General features: G+C 42.2%; 23 protein-coding genes and 1 pseudogene. 5 read left to right on the top strand and 19 right to left on the bottom strand.

Going from position 1 to position 24,849, the window contains the following annotated elements; genetic code table 11:
* Window positions 1–360: 360 nt before the first annotated feature.
* Window positions 361–924 (top strand): annotated as a pseudogene (locus tag ACED60_RS15015) (helix-turn-helix domain-containing protein); the annotation flags it as partial.
* A gap of 66 nt (window positions 925–990) precedes the next feature.
* Here the strand turns inward: ACED60_RS15015 and ACED60_RS15020 are convergent.
* The 8 genes from ACED60_RS15020 to ACED60_RS15055 form a co-directional block, all read right to left on the bottom strand.
* Window positions 991–1,293 (bottom strand): type II toxin-antitoxin system RelE/ParE family toxin, encoded by a 303-nt coding sequence (locus tag ACED60_RS15020; protein WP_371727888.1) that lies wholly within the window; start codon window positions 1,291–1,293, stop codon window positions 991–993.
* Window positions 1,281–1,538, bottom strand: a complete 258-nt coding sequence (locus tag ACED60_RS15025) for a type II toxin-antitoxin system Phd/YefM family antitoxin (protein WP_371727890.1) — start codon at window positions 1,536–1,538, stop codon at window positions 1,281–1,283. Before ACED60_RS15025 ends, ACED60_RS15020 begins: the two co-directional genes overlap by 13 nt.
* Before the next feature lie 118 nt (window positions 1,539–1,656).
* Window positions 1,657–1,806, bottom strand: coding sequence for a hypothetical protein (locus ACED60_RS15030; RefSeq protein WP_371727891.1), 150 nt, complete (start codon window positions 1,804–1,806; stop codon window positions 1,657–1,659).
* 13 nt (window positions 1,807–1,819) lie between these two features.
* On the bottom strand, window positions 1,820–2,395 hold the full coding sequence (locus ACED60_RS15035; RefSeq protein WP_132970261.1) for a DUF6338 family protein: 576 nt from the start codon (window positions 2,393–2,395) through the stop codon (window positions 1,820–1,822).
* Between the two features lie 119 nt (window positions 2,396–2,514).
* Entirely contained in the window at window positions 2,515–3,123 is a 609-nt protein-coding gene (locus tag ACED60_RS15040; protein ID WP_371727892.1) for a hypothetical protein, read from the bottom strand.
* Window positions 3,124–3,251: 128 nt separating this feature from the next.
* Window positions 3,252–4,061 (bottom strand): TIR domain-containing protein, encoded by an 810-nt coding sequence (locus tag ACED60_RS15045; protein ID WP_371727893.1) that lies wholly within the window; start codon window positions 4,059–4,061, stop codon window positions 3,252–3,254.
* A 313-nt stretch (window positions 4,062–4,374) separates the two neighbouring features.
* Window positions 4,375–4,569 carry a hypothetical protein gene (locus ACED60_RS15050; RefSeq protein WP_371727922.1) on the bottom strand — a complete coding sequence of 65 codons (195 nt, stop codon included), beginning with the start codon at window positions 4,567–4,569 and terminating at the stop codon, window positions 4,375–4,377.
* Window positions 4,569–4,925 (bottom strand): hypothetical protein, encoded by a 357-nt coding sequence (locus ACED60_RS15055; protein WP_371727923.1) that lies wholly within the window; start codon window positions 4,923–4,925, stop codon window positions 4,569–4,571. The genes ACED60_RS15050 and ACED60_RS15055 overlap by 1 nt, the downstream gene beginning before the upstream one ends.
* A 220-nt stretch (window positions 4,926–5,145) precedes the next feature.
* Here ACED60_RS15055 and ACED60_RS15060 point away from each other — a divergent pair, with 220 nt between their 5' ends.
* Complete coding sequence (locus ACED60_RS15060) at window positions 5,146–5,745, top strand: porin family protein (RefSeq protein ID WP_065678359.1); 600 nt, start codon at window positions 5,146–5,148, stop codon at window positions 5,743–5,745.
* Window positions 5,746–6,099: 354 nt separating this feature from the next.
* On the top strand, window positions 6,100–6,702 hold the full coding sequence (locus ACED60_RS15065; RefSeq protein ID WP_029224091.1) for a DUF2971 domain-containing protein: 603 nt from the start codon (window positions 6,100–6,102) through the stop codon (window positions 6,700–6,702).
* 159 nt (window positions 6,703–6,861) lie between these two features.
* Here the strand turns inward: ACED60_RS15065 and ACED60_RS15070 are convergent, their stop codons facing one another.
* From ACED60_RS15070 to matP, 3 genes are all read right to left on the bottom strand, one after another.
* Window positions 6,862–7,173 carry a hypothetical protein gene (locus ACED60_RS15070; protein ID WP_017101103.1) on the bottom strand — a complete coding sequence of 104 codons (312 nt, stop codon included), beginning with the start codon at window positions 7,171–7,173 and terminating at the stop codon, window positions 6,862–6,864.
* 104 nt (window positions 7,174–7,277) lie between these two features.
* Window positions 7,278–7,586, bottom strand: a complete 309-nt coding sequence (locus ACED60_RS15075) for a DUF3634 family protein (protein ID WP_012603889.1) — start codon at window positions 7,584–7,586, stop codon at window positions 7,278–7,280.
* A 23-nt stretch (window positions 7,587–7,609) separates the two neighbouring features.
* Window positions 7,610–8,065 (bottom strand): macrodomain Ter protein MatP, encoded by a 456-nt coding sequence (gene matP / locus ACED60_RS15080; RefSeq protein ID WP_009846670.1) that lies wholly within the window; start codon window positions 8,063–8,065, stop codon window positions 7,610–7,612.
* A gap of 189 nt (window positions 8,066–8,254) precedes the next feature.
* Between matP and ACED60_RS15085 the strand changes: the two genes are divergently transcribed.
* Both ACED60_RS15085 and fabA read left to right on the top strand, forming a co-directional pair.
* Window positions 8,255–9,907 carry an AAA family ATPase gene (locus ACED60_RS15085; protein ID WP_371727894.1) on the top strand — a complete coding sequence of 551 codons (1,653 nt, stop codon included), beginning with the start codon at window positions 8,255–8,257 and terminating at the stop codon, window positions 9,905–9,907.
* A gap of 70 nt (window positions 9,908–9,977) precedes the next feature.
* Window positions 9,978–10,493, top strand: coding sequence for a bifunctional 3-hydroxydecanoyl-ACP dehydratase/trans-2-decenoyl-ACP isomerase (gene fabA / locus ACED60_RS15090; protein WP_010440782.1), 516 nt, complete (start codon window positions 9,978–9,980; stop codon window positions 10,491–10,493).
* A 315-nt stretch (window positions 10,494–10,808) separates the two neighbouring features.
* Here fabA and rmf read toward each other — a convergent pair whose 3' ends face one another.
* The 8 genes from rmf to ACED60_RS15130 form a co-directional block, all read right to left on the bottom strand.
* Window positions 10,809–10,982 carry a ribosome modulation factor gene (rmf, locus tag ACED60_RS15095; protein ID WP_009846667.1) on the bottom strand — a complete coding sequence of 58 codons (174 nt, stop codon included), beginning with the start codon at window positions 10,980–10,982 and terminating at the stop codon, window positions 10,809–10,811.
* A 162-nt stretch (window positions 10,983–11,144) separates the two neighbouring features.
* Window positions 11,145–12,875: a DUF3466 family protein gene (locus tag ACED60_RS15100; protein WP_371727895.1), complete on the bottom strand. Its 1,731-nt coding sequence runs from the start codon at window positions 12,873–12,875 to the stop codon at window positions 11,145–11,147.
* A gap of 9 nt (window positions 12,876–12,884) precedes the next feature.
* Window positions 12,885–14,801, bottom strand: coding sequence for an ABC transporter ATP-binding protein (locus tag ACED60_RS15105; RefSeq protein WP_009846664.1), 1,917 nt, complete (start codon window positions 14,799–14,801; stop codon window positions 12,885–12,887).
* The gene (locus ACED60_RS15110) at window positions 14,779–15,039 is read right to left on the bottom strand and encodes a glutaredoxin family protein (protein ID WP_012603885.1); all 261 of its coding nucleotides are present in this window, start codon (window positions 15,037–15,039) and stop codon (window positions 14,779–14,781) included. The genes ACED60_RS15105 and ACED60_RS15110 overlap by 23 nt, the downstream gene beginning before the upstream one ends.
* A gap of 25 nt (window positions 15,040–15,064) precedes the next feature.
* Complete coding sequence (gene rlmKL / locus ACED60_RS15115) at window positions 15,065–17,185, bottom strand: bifunctional 23S rRNA (guanine(2069)-N(7))-methyltransferase RlmK/23S rRNA (guanine(2445)-N(2))-methyltransferase RlmL (protein ID WP_371727896.1); 2,121 nt, start codon at window positions 17,183–17,185, stop codon at window positions 15,065–15,067.
* A 509-nt stretch (window positions 17,186–17,694) separates the two neighbouring features.
* Window positions 17,695–18,249 (bottom strand): cell division protein ZapC, encoded by a 555-nt coding sequence (locus ACED60_RS15120; RefSeq protein ID WP_017099303.1) that lies wholly within the window; start codon window positions 18,247–18,249, stop codon window positions 17,695–17,697.
* 257 nt (window positions 18,250–18,506) lie between these two features.
* Window positions 18,507–19,517 carry a quinone-dependent dihydroorotate dehydrogenase gene (gene pyrD, locus ACED60_RS15125; protein ID WP_009846660.1) on the bottom strand — a complete coding sequence of 337 codons (1,011 nt, stop codon included), beginning with the start codon at window positions 19,515–19,517 and terminating at the stop codon, window positions 18,507–18,509.
* A 346-nt stretch (window positions 19,518–19,863) separates the two neighbouring features.
* Window positions 19,864–24,705, bottom strand: coding sequence for an NAD-glutamate dehydrogenase (locus ACED60_RS15130; protein WP_371727897.1), 4,842 nt, complete (start codon window positions 24,703–24,705; stop codon window positions 19,864–19,866).
* Window positions 24,706–24,849 lie beyond the last annotated feature (144 nt).

Below are 24,849 nucleotides of genomic sequence, written 5' to 3' on the forward strand. Positions count from 1 at the left end.
ATTAGTAAAAATACCGGCATACTGTCAATGTGTTTACTGCAATCTCATGGAAGATGGATTGTAAGCTTCATGCGTATTACAGGATTTATGTTACGGGCTTCGTTCTAAAAGCGATTCTCGCTCTTCGCATGTACGAAACAAGTTCCGACAATGAGCAGTTCTCTCGCCCACCCTTTGAAGCTCTCAGGCTTTCAGCAAACCACTCAACATAAATCTAACCACATAATACGCAGTTGACTTGTAAGCCCCAGATAGTAATGTCACTTTTGAGCCAGATTAAAATGTCACCTTAGCACTGGTTGCTGACTACATTTCATGTACCAGCTTCGGTTACTAAGGACTACTGAGATGTTGATTGCCATGAGTGAAAAAGAAATTAGTCGATTCAAAGTTATTCAAGACGTCTGTGAACATCGTTTGCGTCGTACTGATGCGGCAGAGATACTTTCGTTAAGTGAGCGTCAAGTTCAAAGGTTAATGAACAAACTACGTGAACATGGTGCGGCTAGTTTAACCCATGCTTCTAGAGGTAAACCCAGTAATCGACGTTATTCTGACGAATATCGCAAAGAGATTCTTTCGACTATCCATAAACACTATTCTGATTTCTCGCCCACATTTGCACGTGAAAAGATCATAGAAAATCATAATTTAGCTATCTCGTTAGAGACACTTCGCCAATGGATGATTGCCGATAACCTTTGGATCCCGCACTCACAACGAAAACCTCGGATCTATCAGCCTCGTTACCGTCGTGATTGCTTGGGTGAACTTATCCAAATTGACGGCTCCCATCATGACTGGTTTGAAGGTCGCAGCGACAAATGCTGCCTATTGGTGTTCATTGACGATGCGACTGGCCGCTTGATGAACCTAAGATTCAGCGAGAAGGAATCCGCGTTTGACTACATGTTAGCGACGCGCTCAATCAATAAGTTAGCCTTTTTGCATCGTAAGCCACGAAATCAATCGCGAGGTGGCATAATATCTTTACTGTTTGCTCAGTAAAAACCGACGTAAATCTCGCTCCGCGCGCATCACAAACAAGATGTACACTTTGTCACCTTCTTGCTTGTAGAAAACCCGACATGGATTCACTACGACTTCGCGATAATTCAGGTGCTCGAGCTCTGGAGGCAGACGCCCAGACTCGGGAAAGTCGCTGAGGCGTTCAATTTTGTCGAAAATGTTTTGAACCAGCTGTTTGGCCGCGACTAGGTTTTCAAGGGCAATGTATTCCGCGATATCGTTGAGATCCGATAACGCGGGTTCACTCCAAATCACTTCAGCCATTTTGACATCTTGTCTTTGGCTTCGTCATGACTCAGCGCCTTGCCTCCAGAAATGGCGCGCTCACCGCGTGCGATCCCTTCGAGGATAGCCAAGCGGTTTTGCATAAACTGATAGTCATCGACGTCAACCAAATACGCAGAAGGTTTGCCATGCTCGGTGATCAACACGGGCTCTTTGGTGTCGTGTAGGTCGGCAAGAATTTTGGTCGCTTGACGCTTAAGGGAAGTAACGAGCTCGACTTTCATGAGAATGACTCCAATAGAAGATTAAAGTGACACTATTGTATCACTTTATACCTTGTAAGTTTAGCGTAGAGAAGTACAAAGCGTTCGTGATTAGTCTAAACCGCTTGTTATGCGTTGGCTATTTTCTTTTAGGAGGTGGGTTAGTAGGACTACCTCCCTCACTCCTATTTGGTTGATAACCACCCTTTACTTTTTCAGTTAGACTAGGTTGATAACCATCTTTTCTAGGCTGATAGCCATCTTTATAACCTTGTTTATTACTAGACATGAAGATCTCCTTCTTATTCAAACAGCTCTAAATAATTAATTTCATCGGTAATGATTAGTATACCACCGGATTGCTCATGTACCCTCTCGAACCCACCGTCATCATTTAGCTCCCAAGATTGTTCAAGATATATTTGCTCCTTACAGGGTGAACTTGATACAAATGAGTTTCCACCATACATACCACCCAATTTAGTCCCATCCTTTAAGGTAACGATAATCCAATATGATTTACGTTGAGAAAATACATAATCCCAAGGTCTATTAGCCGGGTGAGGTAGTCGGTCTTGTACATACTGGGTTTGCCTAATCAATTTCCAAATATAAACCCACAGCACCGGGGCAAAAAACAGAACCAAAGAGTAGAAAACCCCTTGGAAAACAGTACTCACCTGAGACTGTTCAACCCAATAAATCAAAGGAAAGAGTAAAGCATAGTTAATACAACTATATGTTACCGCGTCGATTAATTTTTTTGACGACTCTTCATTGTTTCCCGGAAAGAAAAGTTCGTAAGCCCGTATTGAAATAAAGCCTGGTATTACGAATGCTATAAAAAGAAATAGCTTGTCAACTTCCCAAATACTCACTCCCACCCTCCTTAAACCAACTTTAGCTTAGGTAAACAGCATCATCTATTGCACCGTAATACTAAAATCAATGTAAACAAAAATCTGCCACGCGTTGCGAATCACTCTTGAGCAGTTTTTTATGTAACTGATGCAAAAGCCTTTCTTAGAACTTCTTCTACGCTACCAGCATGACAACTAATTTCACCCGTAACATAATGAGAATGTCCATTTTTAACTTCGAATTCATAGGAACTAGCAAAATCTAAATACTCTTCTCCAGATATCTCGATACCTTTATTTCCCAAGTATTCATAGACTTTAACCATGAAATTAAATATACATGGATTAATGTTTACGACGTCACCGTACCAACCTAAAACAGACCTAATAACTACTTCTTCATCAGCACGGTACTTGTTAGGAATTGTTGAGATAGCATCTTCTACAAGGTTGGTTGGGACTAGGCATAAATACAGCAGATCAGTTGTAATCGGAGGAAGATTCTGGACAGGGATAATACGTAATTCATTCACTAGCTCTTCTTGATGGTGAAAAAGGTTTCTAAGTGCCTTTAAAGCAATAAATTCCTGTATATCAAAGAAACCACCCAGCTTTGCTTTCCCCAATTTGTCATTAAGACTATGGACTGCATTTAGAAAATTGAATAATGTGTCCAAGCTTGGATTGATACAATGTGCTTGGTATAGCCTAAAAGCTCTTTCGCTCGCAGGAATCAATGCTTTCATTTTGTCTCCGAAATTTAACTATTTACATAACGCTGCGAACAACAGTCCAACCTAAGCATTATTTCTTAATTGCTTTGTATGAGTTTAATTGCAATCGCATTACCAATCATTCTTAAACAGTTTATTTGTTATTTAAACAACTTATTGAAGTCAACATTATAACCAGCAGAGCTGAGTTCTTTTGCCAAATCGACTTGCCAACTTTCGTTGCTAACATATACCACTCCACTGATATCATTAGGCAGCTCAATGTTGCCTTTGACTAGAGGAGCTACCCTATCTCGTCCAATTTTAGCCATTAAATAACCGTGCTCAAATACAACATTTTGTCTTGCTCTGCTCTTAAGATCTTTCTGCTCAGTAGCAAGCGCACCAACATCATCAGGTGTATAAAGAACTACGGCAAATCCAACATCTGTGTAACTCTCAATTTTCTCAATAATTGTTTTACCACCGTTTGCTTGTTCATGAAGAACAATTGCTTCAAAACCTAGCTTTTCAATAAAACGAGCAACTTCGATTTTGGTTTCATTTTCACGGCCATGTACGATAAATACTTTTCGATTGTCAAAAGTAATTTTCTCGGATGTTGCAGCTTTCACTTCAGGTTGAGGCAGTAGTTGATTGAAACTATCATCATCTAGTTGAGAAAGTTCTTTTGTAAGTTTGAAGATAACTTTTACATTATCATCGTTTTGCCAAGCCTGACTCGGAGGAATATACAATCCATCGCCGTCATTACGGTACTCAGAAAAAAACTTTTCAATTTTTCCAGCCAACATTAACAAACGTGCTGCAGAGATAACGTTAGATTTGTTCTGAAGTTCAGAGTGCATCTTTTCTACATATGTAAAAATCGAAGAAAAAAACGTCTTGTCTTGTATAACCGCATGATACAAAGCTTCCACGTTCAGCTGTAACTCTTCTATTTTGTTCATTTACATTCCTAATATTAATGAAATGGCCAACAACTATTAGACAGAAAATTCTGCATTTAAAAACAAATTTTTTCTGTCTAGTCTGATTTATGGGAAGGGATTATAATCATCAACCCTTGTTATAACAGTGATTTAAATCATTAACTGTGAAACTGGATGACTAAAATGCAGATTGTTGTCTTAAGAAATACAGGAAGGGCCACTTTCCTAAGGAAATGGCCCTTTGCTTGATATGATTTATCGACGTTTCTTGTAGCGTTTTCGTGTGGTATTCGCCCTTACCACGTGCCCGTTCTTGAGTGTGTAACCTTTCTTAAGTTGGCCGTTTGGTCGGCGGCCTTTGCACTTGTGTCCTTTCATTCGGTATCTCCAGTTTTCGTATCCGTTGCTTTTGGTCTTGTTGCACTCGCTTTATCCAGTTGATGTCCGTTTTCAAAGCCGCAATTGTGCCAAGGCTTGAGACTCCACCTGTAATAAGAGCGATGATTAACGCATCAAGGAACGCCATCACTTCGTTTTCCATCGAGATGCGTAGTATTCAAGTAGGTATCGCACCATGGCACGCATGCCTAGCGTATCGACAACAACGGCACCGACTACAAACCAATAAGGGTTAGTGTTCTGCAGTGCATTGAATCCTTGTTCTACATATGGCGCGTAATTGGGAATGAAAGACAAGATGATTGGTACGAAGACGACTAACAGGATAAATTCATCCTTAAATCCCCTATCTCTAATGCTGATGTCATCAAGGCTACTGGCCTGCTCTTCACCATTTTGTAATCGCCGTACCCTTGCCTGATGCTTCTCATTTTCGAGTTCATCTTTACGCTTTAACGCCTCAGCTTTGTTTTGATTTAGCAGTTTCCCTACCCGCCACCTTGTTGTGTTTGGCTAAGGGCATACTGATTGTGTAAATATAAAGCGATACGGCTAAAATCAAATCATGTTGCTTCGTATTGATGTTTATATCGATAATAAGTTCATAAAATCAGATGGTTACACAAAACCATTATTAGTTTAAAAGCTCTACATTTGGTAAGGTATTCAAGGAATCAATAACTTATTATATAAAAGGCTTAATATGAAAATCGGTATGGTTGCCCTATCACTATTCACCGCTTTTGGCATGAGTTCATACGCGCTTGCTAATGAAAATGACACAGCAGCTAAAGAGCTTGGTCATTTTTATGCAGGTGTAGATATCGGGTTTTATAATGAAACCGAATTAGAATACCGCGGTAGCAAAATTGAAGATTCTTCTGATCTAGCTGACTTGAGTTATAACTTAGTTGGCGGTTATGAATTCAATACACACGATGTAGTAAAGCTGGGATTAGAAGCGGAGTACCGAAAAATTGGCAAAGTTAACTTTGCTCAAATGATGGATATGGAAGGCCAAGCCTTCTTCGTGAATGTTAAACCCAAATTCATCGTTAAAGGCGACGTCTTGGATTTGTATGTCTCCCTGTTAGCAGGCGTTGGATCTATTGATACGGAAATCAAAGCCTTTGGGCTCTCAGCTTCTGAATCTGAGGCCGCTTACCAAATCGGTGGAGAATTTGGCGCAATAATTACCGATAACATCGACGTTCATATCGGTTACCGCTCTGCACATATTGAAATAGAGTCCATCGATGTTTCATCCAAAACAGCATACATTGGTGCAAGGTACCATTTCTAAAGTTCCTTCAATGGCTAGACCAATTTATTGCGGTCAACTAGCCTAACATTGCAAATAGTCCGATCTCTTTGAGGTCGGATTTATCATTATTGGTTCACTTAACTTCCTTTACATTGCCTCCAAATATAGACCTATTCTTCCACCAATATAAAGTTACGTTGCAACTTATTAAAAAAACCAGCGCTATTGCAAGATAAATCACTCAAACAGGCTTCTATTTCGTGTTTAAATTTTGATCTATCAATCAGTTATATGATTAAACTTGGTGACTAAGCAAGCAAACACTATGCATTCACGCTTACATTATGAATTATAGTGTTAACATCAGACAATGTTGTAAACCAGGTGTTTGATATGTTGCCTAAACTTTATAAGTTCAGATCTCTTCACGATAGAAACATACAATCGATATCCGAGTGTTCGTTGTGGTTTGATTCCGCTAAGACCTTTAATAACCCTTTTGAATCTCATCACCTGTTCAACAAAGAACTTCAGAACGACTTCAAGGTTATGTGCTTCTCTCAATCGAATGACCATCCCATACTTTGGTCTCAGTATGGCGATAACTTTAAAGGTATGTGTATTGAGTATGATCTTAACTGTTATCACGGTGAGGCAGATCTCAATTGCTTTGAAGTTCAGTATACTGACAACCCAAGCATGCTTAGTTCTCCTTCGCTAGTTGACTTAAAAGCATCGAAATTAGCCGCGAGCGTACTTGGAATCAAACATTCAAACTGGCGTTACGAAAAAGAATATCGCTGGGTACTGCCCAATGAAGAGATTATTGGCAACAAGCTGTATCTGAATAAAGAGTGTATAAGCTCTGTGATTCTCTCAGAACACGCTCCTGCCGATAGAAAACTAAAGGTACTAATGACTTGCCAACACCTCGGCATCCCCGTTAAACACGCTGTCGCTAAACAAGATTCGTGTACATTTGGCACCTTCTGTTAAATAGATATCAGTAAAATGAACGCCCTACGAGACATATTGCTTATACAAGGTGACAGTGCAACAAATTAACATCTTAGTCAGATCACCGTAATTCACTCGTATTCACTGGCGTTTTAGACAATCATATTAATATGATTTAGTTATAGTGCATTATAATGGTCAGTTTGTGATATGAAGTCGGATGTACTTTTCTGGAAAACTATATTTGAACTTTTTCTTGGTTGGTAAGTGCTGTTTCGCCTGTCTACAAGCTTTACTATCGCCGGACGTTCTCACTCTCTTGATTTTTGTATAACCTTTGGAGTGCTTCATTTCAATCATCAGGTCACAATAACCATCGATTTCAACATTGCTCTTTTTTAGTCCTTTCATGACCGTGGCTTTGATTTTTTTGGCTACGGGATTAACCAATGCATCGTCGGGAAATACGACTGGGGATGAAAAAAACAACAAAAGGATTAGATATCTCATACTGTTCTCCTTTATTGGAACTGAGAACAGTATGACGATGGCTAAGGCAAGCGAAGAACTAACTTAGTATGAAGATTGACAAGATAAGACGTAATTCTTGACCATTACGCCTTCTTTGAGCCTTTAGATTTGAAGCCGTTATGCGGGAATACATTACGGATACGTTGTTGCACGTTCTTAGGTACATCCTTTGTGAACTTGAGATTATAACCAGAACGCTTTGCGTACACTTTTAATTCACCTTTAAAAGTGTTGTTGTGGCCAATCTCTTGAAGGTTGTGCTTAAAGCTCGGTGGAAGATGACCTTTAACTTGTTCGATCGCCCCATCGTTAAATTTGATTTTCAATACCGGCCTATCAACCGCAACTAACCAAAAAACCAACGCTGCACCGATTAAGATTACATACATCATAATGTCACCACTACTGTTGATGATTATTTATCGTCAGAAAGGAGCTTGCTTAAATCTTCTTTAAGATTGGTTACTGTCTTGCTGGCCTGTTCACTACGAGATGCTTCGCTTACCAAATACTCAATAGCATCTGATAGCGTACAACCTAGCTCGTTCGCACGCTGGGATAGCTTTTCCCATACACGATAATCAAGGTCGATTGATTTTTTCTTGGTGTGAACTTGTTCAGCATTAAAGTGACGCTTTCGCTTAGCTCGAATCGCTTGCTTGAGCTTGTTATCGAGCTCAGGAGACATGTTGTCAGATATCCACTCAAGAACACCTGTTGGTTGGTGTTCAAGCTTCAATAAGGCTTGTACAGCAACGTCAGCTTCACTTGAATCAATATGGCAGGTGATCGACTCGCCTTCTTTCCATTTTTTGACCAGATAGTTCCATTTCCAACCACATTCCAAGTTTTCAAGTTGCTGATATTTCATGTCTAATCTCGAGAGTTAATCCTAGTGACAGCGTAACCCAAAATAGGCTATTTAACAATTGTTGTCTTGAAAGAATAGACCAAGATCATACTTATATTAGCTTAGTGATTAGTAACTACAACATAGAGCTACAAGCGAGATCGGTTTTTCTATATACTCCCTACCTCATTATCATAATCAGAAACTTAAATGACTCTAGTAGATTGGCGACATGTTACGCCTCAGTACGACGAATATAGCGCTCAATTAGAGCAATTCCCTGACATCTCGCCTTTCCCATTTTCAGACATTCAACATAGATTCAACGATGCGTTAACCCGCTTTGTCCGCTTGTCCAACCTTTCGCGTGTTTTACTTGTCAACGCTCCGGACAATTCGATCTATCGTCAAATGATTGTTGAATCTTTAGTTACTGCTCTAGATGATCACACGTTACCAGTAATAAAAACTGAGTCTTTAAATGCTGTCTCTTTGTTTGACCAAGTTCAATCAAAAGACGGCCAAGTCGTTGCGACAAAGCCTGGCTTACTGGCTAGAGCGAACAATGGTTATCTGATTGTTTCAGCCAACTTGATTCTAGCAAACCCGGGAAGCTGGTTACTGCTTAAGTCTGCACTTCTTGGTGAGGCCGTAGAGCCCATCAGTAGCAACCCAGAACACTTAAACCAATCTCCATCTTTACCGCTTACCTACAATATTAAGTTGATTGTGGTTGGAGACCGAGCTCAACTCGGCGATCTTGATTATCTAGACAGTGATATTCAAACTGGTTTCTGCCTATTCAGTGAAATTGAACAAGACATAAAGCTAACAGAAGAGACGTTGACGCAATATCTTGGTTACCTTAAATGGCTCCAAAAACGTTATGAATTGCCAAACATCACGCAACAGGCGGTGACAGGCATTCTTACTGCTGGTGCGAGAGAAACTGAAGACCAAAGCTATATACCGTTATGCCCGATTTGGCACAATGCGTTATTGAACGAAGCTTTGATTGAAGCCGACCATGGTGAGATTGATGGTCACCATATTCAGCAAGCACAACAACACAAATACAACCGCGAATCGTACTTACCTGAACGTGCTCTTGATGATATTCGAGATGGCCAAGTTATTATCGAAACCGAGGGTGAACAAGTTGGACAAGTTAATGGTCTGACGGTTATCGATGTACCAGGACACCCTGTATCGTATGGCGAACCAGCCCGAATTTCATGTGTTATCCACTTTGGTGATGGTGATATTGCCGACGTTGAACGCAAAGCGGAACTCGGTGGTAACCTTCACGCCAAAGGCATGATGATCATGCAAGCATTTGTAAGCAGCGCATTAAACCTTGAAGATCCGTTGCCCTATGCTGCTTCTGTTGTGTTTGAGCAATCATACTGCGAAGTTGACGGCGATAGTGCTTCTCTTGCTGAGCTTTGCTCTCTGGTCAGTGCTTTGTCGGAATACCCTATCAATCAACAAATAGCGGTAACTGGTGCTGTCGACCAATTCGGTCGTGTACAAGCAGTTGGTGGGCTAAACGAGAAAATCGAAGGCTTCTATCATGTGTGTAAACACAACGGGTTAACTGGCGAACAAGGTGTGATCCTTCCAAGATCTAACTTACGACATCTTGCTCTGAAGCCAGACCTAATTGAAAGCATCAAAAACAAAGAATTCCATATTTGGTCTGTCTCTAATGTAGATGAAGCTATTCCTCTTATTATGAACAAACCATTTAGAGACGATGAACAAGAAAGCGTTCTAAGCAAAATTGCGGAACGTATTGAAAACTTTGAAAGACATGAGCACCCTATTGGAATTGTTGGACGCATTAAAAACTGGTTTGTCTAGTACTGATCGGACTTGTTTAGCGTACACCTGTTCACTAATATGCACCTATCAAAAATTGGAGTAATTGATAATGCAAAACAAACGTGATTCTTACACTCGCGAAGATCTTCTAGCATCAAGCCAAGGCGAACTATGGCCTGAAGGTCCTCAACTACCAGCACCGAACATGTTGATGATGGATCGCATCACTAAAATGTCTGAGACTGAAGGTGATTTCGGTAAAGGTTTGATTCTTGCTGAACTGGATATTACTCCTGACCTATGGTTCTTCGACTGTCACTTCCCTGGTGACCCAGTAATGCCTGGTTGTCTAGGACTTGATGCAATGTGGCAGCTTGTTGGCTTCTACCTTGGTTGGGTTGGCGGCAAAGGCAAAGGCCGTGCTTTAGGTGTAGGCGAAGTGAAATTCACTGGTCAAATCCTACCTACTGCGAAAAAAGTGACTTACGAAATCCACATGAAGCGTGTTGTTAACCGTCGCCTAGTTATGGGCCTTGCAGATGGTCGCGTACTTGTTGATGGCAAAGAGATTTATGTTGCTAAAGATTTGAAAGTTGGCCTTTTCCAAGATACGTCAGCATTCTAATCTAATCATTTAATTAGAGTAACGCAGTTAGATTTTAATAAAGCAGCCATTGGCTGCTTTATTTTCACTCCAACACATTTAGTTATAGTGCACTAGAGTGTACTGATTAAACAAACTTTCTTATCCCGAAACTGTACTGTATTAGTCCACCAGCAACTGTGTATTCCGCTATCAGTATCAGTATCAGTATCAGTTTAAAGCATTAGCTCTCTACGCCATTATTCTACGATTGGTATTATGTCCCATTCAGAAACTAACAAGGCTCCACTGCTTTACAACAATGGAGCCTTGATCTTTGAATATGTTCCGCCCTATCTATTTATAGAGACCTGATTGCTTATCACCTTTGGCGTCACGCCAACCACCTAACCAATAAGACCGAGAATCCATTTGGCTATATGGGCAAGCTTCTTGTGACCTACCGTTTATACCAGCTTTGTAGCCTTGAGATTGTGCTCGTTCTAGTCGATCACGCTTTTGTCTCTTCATAGTGCAGTCCTCATACGGGTGTTCTATTTACTAACATACAATGATTACAACTTTGCGGAGTTTTTGTGACTCCAACTCTAAGAATCGACCAGTTTTTCACTTTTCTCAATGCGAAAAAAAAGCCCGAATTCAGAATTGTGAACTCGGGCTCAAGAGATGAAATTATTTAAATTTTCTACGGAACCCTAATAAGCCGAGTACAGTCAAAGCGAACCAACCTAAGCTACCGCCTTTACGATCGACCTTTGCTGTATCAGTACTACGAGCTTGGATATCACTCTTACCTTTACCTTCGATAGGAATCAATTTAACCGCAACAACCTCTTCTACTGCATTAGACGCAGCACCAGCACAGTATGAGTTGTGAGACGTTGTATCGTAGGCTCGTTCATCGTTACCTCTACCGTCTCCATTTGTATCGATCATACATTTTATAGCTGTTGCAGAGATAACACCCGCATCGTTGATACCTGAAGCATCAATGATTCGGAACTTGTTGTTCTCTCCAGAAACGTTGCCATCGTTAGTTAGATCATCTAGAAACCAAGCTTTGTTCTGAAACAGATCAATTCTTGATGGGTCAGTACCCGTTGCTTGATATGGATAAATAAAGCCACGGTGTCTACGCTCACTGCCATCAACTTCACGCGTTGTTTCTGCGTCAACTTGACCAACAATTTCATTGAAGTTGTTAACGGCTCTAGCTTCACCACTCGAACCAGCAAAGAAGATACCACCCGTTAGGTATGTCGCTGTTGGAGTCGCAACTGAAGCATCAGTAACAACGAACATCTTACTGCCTGCGCTACCATTTTCAGGCACTCGACCATTACGCTTAGAGTTACCAATAACAAACAAGTTTTTGTTGATATCGGTCGCTACAGAGTTACTGTATTTGTAATCATTAGACGAGTTAGAGTTGACCTTAGCCCCCTCAATTGATTTGGTCGTCCAAGTATTCGCGCTGTCAGCTAAGTCCAGAGATTTACTGATGAATACAGATGCATTCATATCTTGCAGATCACCACTACCATCAACAGTATTGTAGCCTACGCCATAAAACTTAGTATCCGATTCGGCAATTGAACGCATGCTACCTTGAGCATAGTAATCGCCTTGTCTAGCAGTTCCACCACGAGTCCAATCGATTGGCTTGGTATTCGTACCATCCCAAATAGCAGCTTTTGAACTAAAAACAGGATCCGGCGTTGACGTCTCCGTAATGGTTTCACTAGTAGAAACACTACCTACATTGTAAACAGTACCATTACTCGCTGTGATGGCTTTCCATGCTCGAGTCTCAGAAGATCCTGCAGGCTTGGCTGTCGTTGTAAATATTGCATTGTTTCGGATGGTTCCCTCAGACTTAACACCGAGCGGGTTGGCATCTTTATCTAGAGAGTTGATCACTGTATTGCGAGTATCGAGTATTGCCCCGCCTTCTATAAATGCCTTTGCATTTACATAACTCAGGTTGTTTCTTTCCTTAAACCAAGTATCTTCCCAGCGAGTTTTCGCCCAGCTTTCACATGTGGAATATCTTAGCTCACGGTTACAATAGTTTTTGAAGTCATCGAACTCTTGTAAATATTGGAAGACAGCATCCATAGCAAAAGGAACTTCTTCACGGTAACTAATGGCTTCAAGCGAATTACGAGTTTCACCTGCTAGCTTAAAGCTATCACATGCGACACCACCGATAGTAGCATTGGTAAAACAACTTTCAGTTCCGGTAACCGCAGCTGGTTGAATCGCGACACCAAACGTTTCAGAAGCTCCGACAATTGAGCTAGGAGTCGCGACTTCAACTACCTTGTACAGTGCAGCATTCGCGTTAGTTGCAGCCAAAACTAAGGCTGCAACTGTTGTTAATTTAAATTTATTACAAGTCATGATTACTTCTTAACTTTCCTGTTGTAGTGCCTCGAGCTCTTCCCAGCGCTCAAAAGCAACTTCAAGCTCCTGCTCTGCTGCAGATAGCTTATCTAATACTGGTTGTGTCTGCTCTACAGATTTTGAAAAGAAGCTAGGATCGTTGACTTCTTCCTGAAGAGTTTCAATTTGAGTTTCCAATTCTTCCAAACGCAAAGGTAGCGCTTCTAGTTCTCGTTGTAGCTTATACGATAACTTCTTAGCTTTAGCCTTAACTGGCGCAGTTTTGGGAGTTTCCTCAACTACTTTCTCTGGCTTTGATGGCTTTTCAACCTGTCGGTACTCTATAGCCTGCTTTCTTTGTTGCTGAGCATCGTGGTAACCACCAACAAATTCTTCAACAACGCCGTTGCCTTCAAATATCCAACTTGTCATAACCGTGTTATCAACAAACTGTCGATCGTGGCTCACTAAAAGAAGCGTACCCTGATAGTTGGCAAGCAAATCTTCTAAAAGTTCCAAAGTTTCGATATCTAGATCGTTGGTTGGCTCATCGAGAATCAATAAGTTATTCGACTTAAGGAAAATACGAGCTAATAACAGACGGTTTTTCTCACCACCAGACAGTGCCTTCACAGGAGTGCGAGCACGTTTAGGAGAGAACAAGAAATCTTGTAGGTAGCTAAGTGCATGGCGCTCACGGCCGCCTACTGTCACTTCTTGCTTACCATCCGCCAGATTGTCAATTACTGACTTCTCAGGGTCTAGAATTTCGCGATATTGGTCGAAGTAAGCCACTTCAAGTTTAGTACCACAATGCAGACGGCCAGAATCAGGCTTCAGCTGATCAAGAAGCAGTTTAAGTACGGTACTCTTACCACAGCCATTAGGGCCGATCAGAGCAATACGATCACCACGCATAATGTTGAAGCTGAAATCTTTAACAATCTCTTTGCCTTCAAAGCCAAAGTTAAGATTCTCTGCTTCGAATACAATCTTGCCTGAACGTTGGCCATCATCGATCTGAATAACCGCTTTACCCTGCACTTCACGACGATTGATGCGCTCTTCACGCAACTTCTTAAGTGCACGTACACGGCCTTCGTTACGCGTTCGACGAGCTTTAATGCCCTGACGAATCCACACTTCTTCTTGAGCAAGCTTTTTATCGAATTCAGCGTTCTGCATCTCTTCGACACGTAACGCTTCTTCTTTCTCTAGCAAGTAGTTTTCGTAATCGCCAGGGAACGAGCTCAGCTTGCCGCGATCAAGGTCAACAATGCGGGTTGCCATCGATTTGATGAAAGCACGGTCATGCGAGATAAAGATGATTGAACCACGGAAGTCCTTCAGGAAGCCTTCTAACCATTCGATTGTCGCAACATCTAGGTGGTTAGTCGGTTCGTCGAGTAGAAGCACGTCTGGGTCACATACAAGCGCACGAGCAAGCGCGGCTTTACGTTGCCAACCACCAGACAAATCCGTCAGTTTTGTTTCAGCAGTGAGTTTAAGCGCCGCCATTACGTTACTTACGCGATCTTCGAAACGCCATGCGTTGGCATGATCCAACTGCTCTTGCACACGAGTAAGACGATTTAAGTTCTTTTCGCTAGGGTCAGTACCAATGAGATCCAAAAGATCATGGTAGATCTTCAACTGTTCGCCGATTTCCGCTAGGCCACCAGCAACGTAATCATAAACGGTGCCTTCTTCATTACGCGGTGGATCTTGCTCAAGGCGAGACACAACCACATCTTGTGTGATTTGCATCTTGCCGTCGTCCATGATGATGTTCCCTGACAGGATTTTCATCAACGTAGACTTACCCGCGCCATTGCGCCCTACTAAACACACACGTTCGTTTTCTTGCAGTGCAAAGTCCGCACGATCTAATAACGGGTGATCGCCAAACGCTAATTGCCCGTTATGAATTGTAAGTAATGCCATTCTTTTTTAACCAATCATTAAGTTCTAACAAGCCAAATGGCCAGTTAAGCTCTGAGCTTTGAGAAAAGTCAGAGCTTTCAAATTTGAGCACCGGAATAGTGACCCCGTAACGGGAAAAGAGCTCATCATCAAATGCAATGTCGACAACGTTGACGTGATGGCTAATGTTTAACTGTTCCGTGAGTTTGAATGCCATCTCACATAGATGGCACCCTTCTGTACTGTAGAGAGTCAGCACGCTATATCCTTATACAATCTCTTAATTACTTATGTGTAATCAACCAGCAGTTATGAATGTGCTTGTTGCGAGAGAAATCCAGAGGTAACGTCTTAGACGAGATATTCTGAGCTTTAAGACCCAGCTCTTCCAGTCCTTCCATATCCATCTTGAAATGACGCTTGTTGTTAGAGAACACAATCGTGCCTTCTTCTCTTAGAAGACGCTTTAAATCTTCCATCAACTGGATGTGGTCACGTTGAACATCAAAAGATTGATCCATACGCTTAGAGTTCGAGAATGTTGGTGGATCAATAAAGATCAAATCGTAAGATCCTTGCTCTTTCGCCAACCATTGTAAGCAGTCAGCTTGAACAAATTGATGTTGACGACCAACACGGCCGTTCAGTTCCATGTTCTCTTTTGCCCACTCAAGATACGTGTTCGACATATCAACAGTCGTTGTAGAGCGAGCGCCACCGACTGCAGCATGAACAGAAGCACTGCCTGTGTAAGCAAACAGGTTCAAGAAGTCTTTACCACTAGCCATCTCACCAATACGACGACGAGTGATCTTATGATCCAAGAACAAGCCTGTATCTAAGTAGTCATGAAGGTTAACAATCAGCTTAACGCCGTATTCGTTTACTTCTAGGTTAGAAGAGTCTTGAGCCATCTTCTGATATTGAGAACGACCCTTCTGCTTCTGACGAACCTTAAGAACCACGTTGTTTGCTTCAACGCCAGTGACTTGAATAGAAGCACGGATGATATCGGTTAAGCGACGTTTTGCTTTCTCTTCCGGTACATCTTTAGGTGCTGCGTATTCTTGAATCACTAGGTGACCTGGGTATACATCAATCGCTACATTGTATTCTGGTAAGTCCGCATCGTAGATACGGTAACAATCTAATTGCTCTTTCTTAGCCCACTTGCCAATTTTACCGATGTTCTTTTTAAGACGGTTTGCGAAGTCTGGAGCAATAAGTTGCTCTTGTTCACCCGTTGGACGCTCTGACATCGGACGGTCCGAAATTGAGTAGTTCTTTTGGTGACACGGTAACGCACCATTGTTCAATTTGAACTGTTTGTCTGCACGCATACGTAAGCAGCTAAGCAGTTCGTCAGAACTAGAGAAGATAGACGCGTTACAACCGCCAAATTCCGCTTTAAGTTGTGCACCGAATGCCGTGTAAAGTGCAATCAAACCCGGCTCTGTGCCAAGACGCTCACCATAAGGTGGGTTAGAAACAATCACACCATCAGCAAACTCTGTAGGACGCTTAAGCTTTGCAGCATCGCCTACTTCGAATTCAATCAGCTCTTCAACACCAGCACGACGAGCATTGTCACGCGCTGTTTTGATCATGCGCTCGTCATTGTCGTAGCCATAGAACTTACACTCTACTTTCTTAACGCCACGACGACCTTGAACGTTCGCTTCAGCTTTCACTTCAGCCCACAGTTCTGGTTCAAAATCTTCTAGTGATTCAAAACACCACTTCTGGCGTTTAACACCTGGAGCCATGTTCGCAGCCATCATTGCCGCTTCAATCACTAACGTACCTGAACCACACATTGGGTCTAGGAAAGGCTTAGTCGCATCCCAGCCACTACGAAGAAGAATCGCAGCAGCAAGGGTTTCACGCAATGGTGCTCGGCCTGATTCTGGACGGTAACCACGTTGGTGAAGACCGCTACCTACCATATCAACACCAAGAATCGCTTTATCACGATGTAGACGAACGTGAATACGAATATCTGGATTTTCTTTGCTGATAGACGGACGAGGCAAAGACTTTTTCTCAAAGCTATCAACAACGGCATCTTTTACTTTCATCGCACCGTATTGGCTATTACGGATTTCGTTGTTTGTACCGTTAAAGTCAACAACAAAACGCTTAGAGCTATGGAATTGATTTACCCAGTTAACCGCGGTGGTTGATAGGTACAAATCCATGTCGTCCATACAAGTGAATTCAGAAAGGACACGTACAAATCTAGAAGCCAAACGACTCCATAAACAACAACGATAAATTTGCTCATTGGTCGCTTTGAATTTAACACCTGCTTGAACAGGTTTTGCATTTGTAATCCCTAGTTGGGTTAGTTCTTCAACTAATAAATTCTCAAGGCCGTTTGAGGTAACCGCTAGATATTGATTCATAGTGTTCTTTTATTGATAAAAATTAGCTCGATTATACCTGAATTTGTTATTAGAGCATCACACTAAACTTGTCTTTTCATTGAATCTTTCGACTAACTGGCTAGCAAACACACAGTCATGAAGCGATCGCTTACCCACATCCCCTTAGAACATAAGACTTATCAAATCAGCACAATTTATGACCAAACATCGGCCAATGCGGCGGTGTGAATTTATATTCACCTTAAAATTGGTATATACCAGGGCCAATTTAAGACTGAAAGTTAGCTACAAAAGCACAAAAACAGGGAATAAAGGGAGGTAATTTACACTTCTGCCGATGAAAATAGGCAGAAATTAAGATGAAAAAACAGTCACAAGTTCACTAATTAAATAGTTAAGCGGTGATGTATTTATCTGGATGAGGTTTTTTAGGCACAAAAAAATCGGCTATTGAGCCGATTCTAAGGAAGGTTTGATAGGTTTATGCGTTGCAATGTGTGTTAGAAATGATGAACTAAACTGGGGAATTAACCGACCATTGCAATATGTGTATGGTGAAAATGAAGAATAGAGTTCGCGTCTACCATCCTATCGTGCATCACTTTAATCGAGTCTCCAAAGCTTAACCCTTTTGAAGGTGTGAGCAGAAACTCTTCTAAGTCGACAAATGCACATAGGCTCGCACACTCTCCCACTTCCAATACAATGAAGTAACCTAGGCTATGCTCGTTATTCATTTGTACGATATCCCCTTCTTGAGGAGATTCGTGGCCAGCGCCTTGTGAATCGAAGAACCAGCTTTTAGGCTGTACAGGCTTGTGGAAGCGCTTTGCTGCCACACAATATAGTGCGAGTTCAGCTTGGCGAGGCTCAGACAGTTCTAAGCCAGAAATTTGTTCTTTGAAGGTTTGGTATGAAGATGCGTCATCAACGGTGAATTCATTATCTCTAAACGCGCAGTCCACCAGCTTATTGCGGACCAGATTCGTTTTGAAAATCATATCCTCTCCGAGGTTTAGCATTAATGAACATTGCTGCTCATCGTAATACCAACTCCATGTATCGCTAGGTTTAAGCATCATTTCGTCTCACACTGTTGAACCATTCCATTAGGTAAAACGCAAAATTACCTTCAATTACAGTAATTTTACTGAGCAATAGGCAAAAAAAAAGAGGAAATGAATTCCTCTTTCTTATCGCTTCTGTCTACAACTCAGTGAGTTACAGTGTCTCTTTTAGTAAGACGATGCCAAATTATAGCTTTCCTAAAATAACCAAATCTTTTTGATAACTCTGTTTATAAAAGCTCTGGGTTTATAAAAGATCTGGTTTTCGGGGACTATAAATTTTTAACGATGTCGCCTACAAGACCTGGGCCTTTGTAGATGAAACCAGAGTAAACTTGTACAAGCTTCGCGCCTGCCATCATTTTCTCTTTTGCAGCAACGTAAGAGTCAACGCCACCTACTCCAATGATCGGCAATGCGTCACCAAGTTCTTCGTGAAGTTTACGAACCACTTCAGTACTGCGAGATTGAACCGGACGTCCACTTAGGCCACCCGCTTCATCGCAATGTTTCATGCCTTCAACGATTGAACGATCCAATGTTGTGTTTGTTGCGATCACACCATCGATCTTATTTTTGATCAATGATTCACAAATTTGGCTAATTTCGTCATCACTTAGATCCGGAGCAATCTTAAGAGCAAGAGGAACATATTTACCATGCTTCTCTTCTAGTTCAGATTGTTTCGTTTTAAGTTCAGACAATAGATCGTCTAGAGCTTCGCCGTATTGTAGAGAACGAAGTCCTGGAGTATTTGGTGAAGAGATGTTCACAGCAATGTAACCAGCGTATTGATATACCTTCTCCATACAGATCAAGTAATCTTCAGCGCCCTTTTCAATTGGTGTGTCTTTGTTCTTACCGATGTTGATACCTAAGATGCCGTCGTAGTTCGACTTCTTAACGTTCTCAATAAGATTGTCGACGCCTAGGTTATTGAACCCCATGCGGTTGATGATACCTTCAGCTTCAACAAGACGGAACAGACGTGGTTTGTCATTACCGGCTTGTGGACGAGGAGTTACCGTTCCTACTTCAACGAAACCAAAACCCATTGCGCCAAATGCATCAATACATTCGCCGTTTTTATCTAGGCCAGCCGCTAGGCCAACTGGGTTTTTAAAAGTAAGACCCATGCATTCTACAGGTCGATTAGGTAATTGTTGGCGATACAAAAGATCAATAGGAGTGCCTGTGAAGCGTTTGAAATTTTGAATTGCAAGATCATGTGCCTTTTCGGCATCAAGTTGGAAAAAGCCAGTTCTGGCTAGACGGTAGAGCATTGTGCCTCCGATAGAAAAAAGCCCCGTGTAAACGGGGCGATATTATTTACTTATTTACCCAACTATTCAATCTATTACTGTCTGTAAGGGTAAGATAATCGAGTTTGTTAGCGAATGAGGTTCTTTATTAAGCAAACGTTATCGTTTCTGCAGTCAGTTTACTCATTTCTAGTCTCTACCATATTACAGCCACCCACTCTTTTAACAACAAACAAGGTGTCCACGAAGTGGGTCCGTCAAAAGAAGTGGGTCCGTCAAAAATCGTTAGACCTATAGATGCCACTTTATAGAAACAAAAAAGGCAGACCTTATGGTCTGCCCTTGTGTCTTTCGTTTTATCTAATCACTAATCTGTCGACATGCAGTTTAGATTCAATAACATCAATTCACGCAATGCTACTGAGAACTTGGCAAACTCATGAACCGAACCCACTTTGAATTCATTGAGGATACTTTCCCAACGATGTAGAGAAACAGAGTTACTTTCCATCCAATCATCAAGCGCTTTAATCACATCGATGTCTGAAGCACAACCGCAGTTAAGCACTTGGCCAGTTAGCTGACGTTGCTGCCAATCCAGATCTTCTCTGAATGCTGCACGCGCTAGTGCTTGCCAGTTGTTATCTACAGCTTGACCATTGATTTGCTTCAAGAACCAGTGCAGAGACAAACGATCGCCAAGGTTGAAGTAAAGCTTCGACGCTTGTTGTACTGTTTTACCCGTCTCACGAGCTACTGTGGATATATCCAGTGCCGAGTACAAGCTAGACAAACGCGCAACCGAATTAGCCAACTCAGCGTTTACGCCTTGGTCAATCCATAGCTGTGCCATTGCGTTATGCTCTTCTACTTCAGAAGCCACTAGGTTTTCATCCAGTTTCTCTGTGATAGTAAGAACATCACCTTGGTAAAGTTCAATCAATGCTTTCACTGACTGTTTACCACTACGGTTTCTTAACAACCAACGAGCCAAGCGACGAAGTGTACGGCGAACATGGTAGATTAATTCATATTGAGCTTCAGAACTTGAAACATTGTCCAGTTCACGGATGCTCTTCAGAACTTTGCCAAGACCATAGATTTCACGTGATGCCGCGTAAGCATTGGCAATATCAACAATATTTGCGCCCGTCTCTTCTTGCAGACGAGTAACGAAGTTACAACCCATCTCGTTAACCATTTGGTTAGCCAGTGCCGTCGCAATGATTTCAGAACGTAGTGGATGATTGTCCATGTGCTGAGAGTAGTTACGACGTAACGCCGTTGGGAAGTACTGCATAAGCTGTTGAGCATGGAATTCATCATTAGCGATATCATCACTAACAAGATCTTCTTTAAGCACCATTTTACCGTAAGCGACAAGTACAGAAAGCTCAGGTCTTGTTAGGCCTTGGCCCTGCTTTTCACGCTCAAGCAGTGTTTCGTCATCTGGGATGTATTCCAAACCACGATCCAAGTACCCTGCTTTTTCCATTGTATGAATAAAGCGGATTTGCTCTTTTACTAAGCCAACACCTTGATGCTCCGTAACCGAAATAGACTCAGCTTGGCAATATGCGTCGTCTAGTACGATTTCGCCCACTTCATCTTCCATCGATTCAAGTACTTGGTTACGTTGCTTAACGGTTAGATCACCATTAGACACCAAACCATTCAAGAAGATCTTAATGTTTACTTCATTATCCGAACAGTCAACACCACCAACGTTATCAACGAAGTCAGTATTAACGCGGCCACCCGTCAGTGCGTATTCAATACGACCCAGTTGAGTCATACCCAAGTTACCGCCTTCACCAACAACCTTAGCTTTTAGGTCACGGCCATCGATACGAAGCACGTCATTTGCACGGTCACCAACATCTGTATGAGTCTCGTTTGAAGACTTAACGTAAGTACCGATACCGCCATTCCAAAGAAGATCAACCTGCATAGACAAGATCGCTTTGATCAAGTCATTCGGTGCCATTGATGCTTTCTTAGTACCTAGCATTTTCTGAATTTCAGGCGTCAGAGAGATAGACTTCGCTCGACGAGAGAAGATGCCACCACCTTGAGAAATCAAGTCTTTGTTGTAATCTTCCCAGCTTGAGCGAGGTAGATTAAACAAGCGCTCACGCTCTAACCAGCTTGATGCTGATTCTGGATTCGGGTCAATGAAGATATGCATGTGGTTAAACGCAGCTTGCATACGAATATGCTTAGACAACAGCATGCCGTTACCAAACACATCGCCCGCCATATCACCTACACCGATAGCGGTGAAGTCCGTTGTTTGACAGTTGATGCCCATTTCACGGAAGTGACGTTTAACAGATTCCCAGCCACCTTTCGCCGTGATACCCATGGCTTTATGGTCATAACCGTTAGAGCCACCAGAGGCAAATGCATCGCCTAACCAGAAATTGTATTCAGCAGATACTGAGTTTGCTAGATCTGAGAACGTTGCGGTACCTTTATCGGCGGCAACAACCAAATACGGGTCATCTTCATCGTGACGAACAACACTCTTAGGTGGAATAACCTCACCTTCAATGATGTTGTCTGATACGTCTAGTAGTGCACGGATGAAGCGCTTGTAACAACGTTGACCTTCAGCAAAGATCTCGTCTCGGCCAGACATAGTATGCTGACGCTTACAAACGAAACCACCTTTTGCACCAACCGGTACAATTACTGTGTTCTTAACTTGCTGTGCTTTAACTAGGCCTAGAATCTCAGTACGGAAATCCTCTTGACGGTCTGACCAACGTAAACCACCACGAGCGACTTTACCGCCACGTAGATGCACACCTTCAATGTCTGGTGCGTAAACGAAGATCTCAAACGCAGGAACCGGCGCTGGGATATCTGGGATCTCGCTTGGTCTCATTTTCAGAGCCAACCAAGGTTTAGACTGTTTGTTGTCGTCTAACTGGTAGTAGTTAGTACGAAGCGTTGCTGTGATCATTTCCATGTAACGACGAATGATACGATCATCATCCAAGCTTTCTACATGATCCAACTGTTCAGTGATCTTCTTAATAAGATCTTGTTGGCCTTTCGCGCTGCCCTTTAATTTAGGATCAAAACGCTTGCCGAATAAGCTCACTAACCCTTTCGCTAGATCTGGGTAATGAGACAATGTGTCTTCGATGTATTGTTGACTGAATGGGAAACCAACTTGGCGCATGTAACGAGCATATGCACGTAAGATTGAGATTTCACGTCCAGAAAGACCCGCACCCAACACCAAGCGGTTGAAACCATCGCTGTCTAATTCACCTTCCCAAATCGCAGCAAAGGCTTGTTGGAATAGATCGCGCGCTTCACGAAGATCAATCGCCTTGTCACTCTTATGCAGCATCGAGAAATCAAGGATCCAATAAGTCACCCCATTGGTCTTGCGTACTTCATAAGGTGATTCACCAATAACGCGCAGGCCAAAGTTTTCAAGCATTGGCATAACATCAGACAGGTGAATCGGCTCATCACTGTGGTAGAACAGCTTCAAACGAACAGCTTTAGAGTCTGCAGCCTCTTCTTGAGGACGGTAGAAAAGCATACCCAGTTTGTTGTCTTCACTTAGTGCTTCTAAACGCTCGATGTCTGCAACTGCAGAACCAGGCATCATGTCTTCTTTGTACGAACGTGGGAATGCACGCATGTACTCTTTCGATAACGGAAGACCTTTGCTCTCACCGAAGTTAGCAACGATTGATTCAGACAGGCGGTCATCCCATGTAGACGATACTTCCATTAAATTTTGCTCAATTGTTTTCACGTCCACATCCATGTTGTTGTTATCAACACGAACAATATAGTGCGTTCTTGCCAGTGGGCTTTCAGAGAAGTATGTCGTGAATTCGACCTCTTCTTCGCAACCGAAATACTGCTTCAAGATGCGTTGGGTTTGACGACGAAGCTCGGTGTTGTAACGATCTTTGGTAACGTAAACCATGCAGCTAAAGAAACGGCCAAACGGGTCTTTACGAACAAACAAACGCAGAAGATCGCGATCTTGCATTTGAACTACGCCAGTACCGACTTCTAGCAATTCTTCTTCACGAGCTTGAAGCAGTTCATCTCGCGGGTAGTTTTCTAGAATGTTGTGCAGAGCTTTGTAAGAGTATGAACCTTCACGGTAACCACTCGCGTCTAAGATACGCTCTACTTTCTCGCGAACAAGAGGAATCGTTTCAACGGTTTGGTTATAAACGGCAGAGGTGTAAAGACCAGTAAAGCGGTGTTCACCAATAACCTTACCGTTCTTATCGAACTTCTTAATACCAATGTAATCATTGTAAGCTGGGCGGTGAATGCGTGAAGCCGTGTTGCCCTTGGTTACGATAAGTACATAAGGCTTTTTGGCTTCAAGACGTGCCGAATCAGAAAACTCAGACAGCTTAACGTTACGCACACGATCTGAATTCGCAAACAAACCAAGACCTTGCTCCTTGGTCGGTTGTAGTTCTGTGTCGCCATTTACAGAAACAAGGTCATATTCCTTGTAGCCCATAAACGTAAAGTTGTGCTCGCCTAACCAACGAAGAAACGCCAACGTCTCATCAAAGCGTTGGCCGTCTACAGGAATGCTTTCTTTTTGCTTTTCAACTTGATTGGTTACTTCCTCTAGTTTTTCAACCATCTTCAGCCAATCGTTCACAACTAAACCAGTATCGGTAAAGATATCCAGTAGTTCCGTTTTGAGCGCTGTCATTTCAGCTTTGCTGCTAAGACGGTCTACTTCGATATGGAAAAGTGATTGGAATGCACCTTCGTTATTGCTAACGCCGACAACACTGCCCTTATCAGAGCGAGAGATTTGTGTTGGATTGTGAAGCATAAGGTGAGAAGAAAGGTCTAGGCGAGTCAGCGCCATTTTTACAGAGTCTACAAGGAATGGGCTATCTGGTACGACTATCTCTACGATAGTGTGAGTAGATTGCCAACCTTGACGACTTACTGTCGGGTTAAAAACACGAACAGAGATTTGGTCAGCTTTCTTTTCATTGATGTGATGCCATAAGCTAACTACAGCACCGTATAAATCGGATTCGTTTCTCTGAGTTAGATCGTCGTGAGAAACGTTACTAAACAAGTGTTGAGCAAGTTGAGTTACGAGAGGTCGATGAGCAAGGTCAAGTTTGTCTTGAATCAGTTTGTACACTTTTTCAAGTAAAACTGGAACCACAGTTTCACGTGCGGTCATAGTCACACTCCACAATTAGAATTTTATTTTATTATTAGGGGGCTTACTTAAGCTTGCGTTTGAATCAAGCCTTCAAGGCCAGTTCTACTAACGAGTTAAGCAAAGGTAATGCATTCATTTATTGTAAAAGCATTATTGATAAAT

The sequence above is a fragment of the Vibrio sp. 1F279 genome, from assembly GCF_041439815.1.
GTDB lineage: Bacteria > Pseudomonadota > Gammaproteobacteria > Enterobacterales > Vibrionaceae > Vibrio > Vibrio tasmaniensis_A.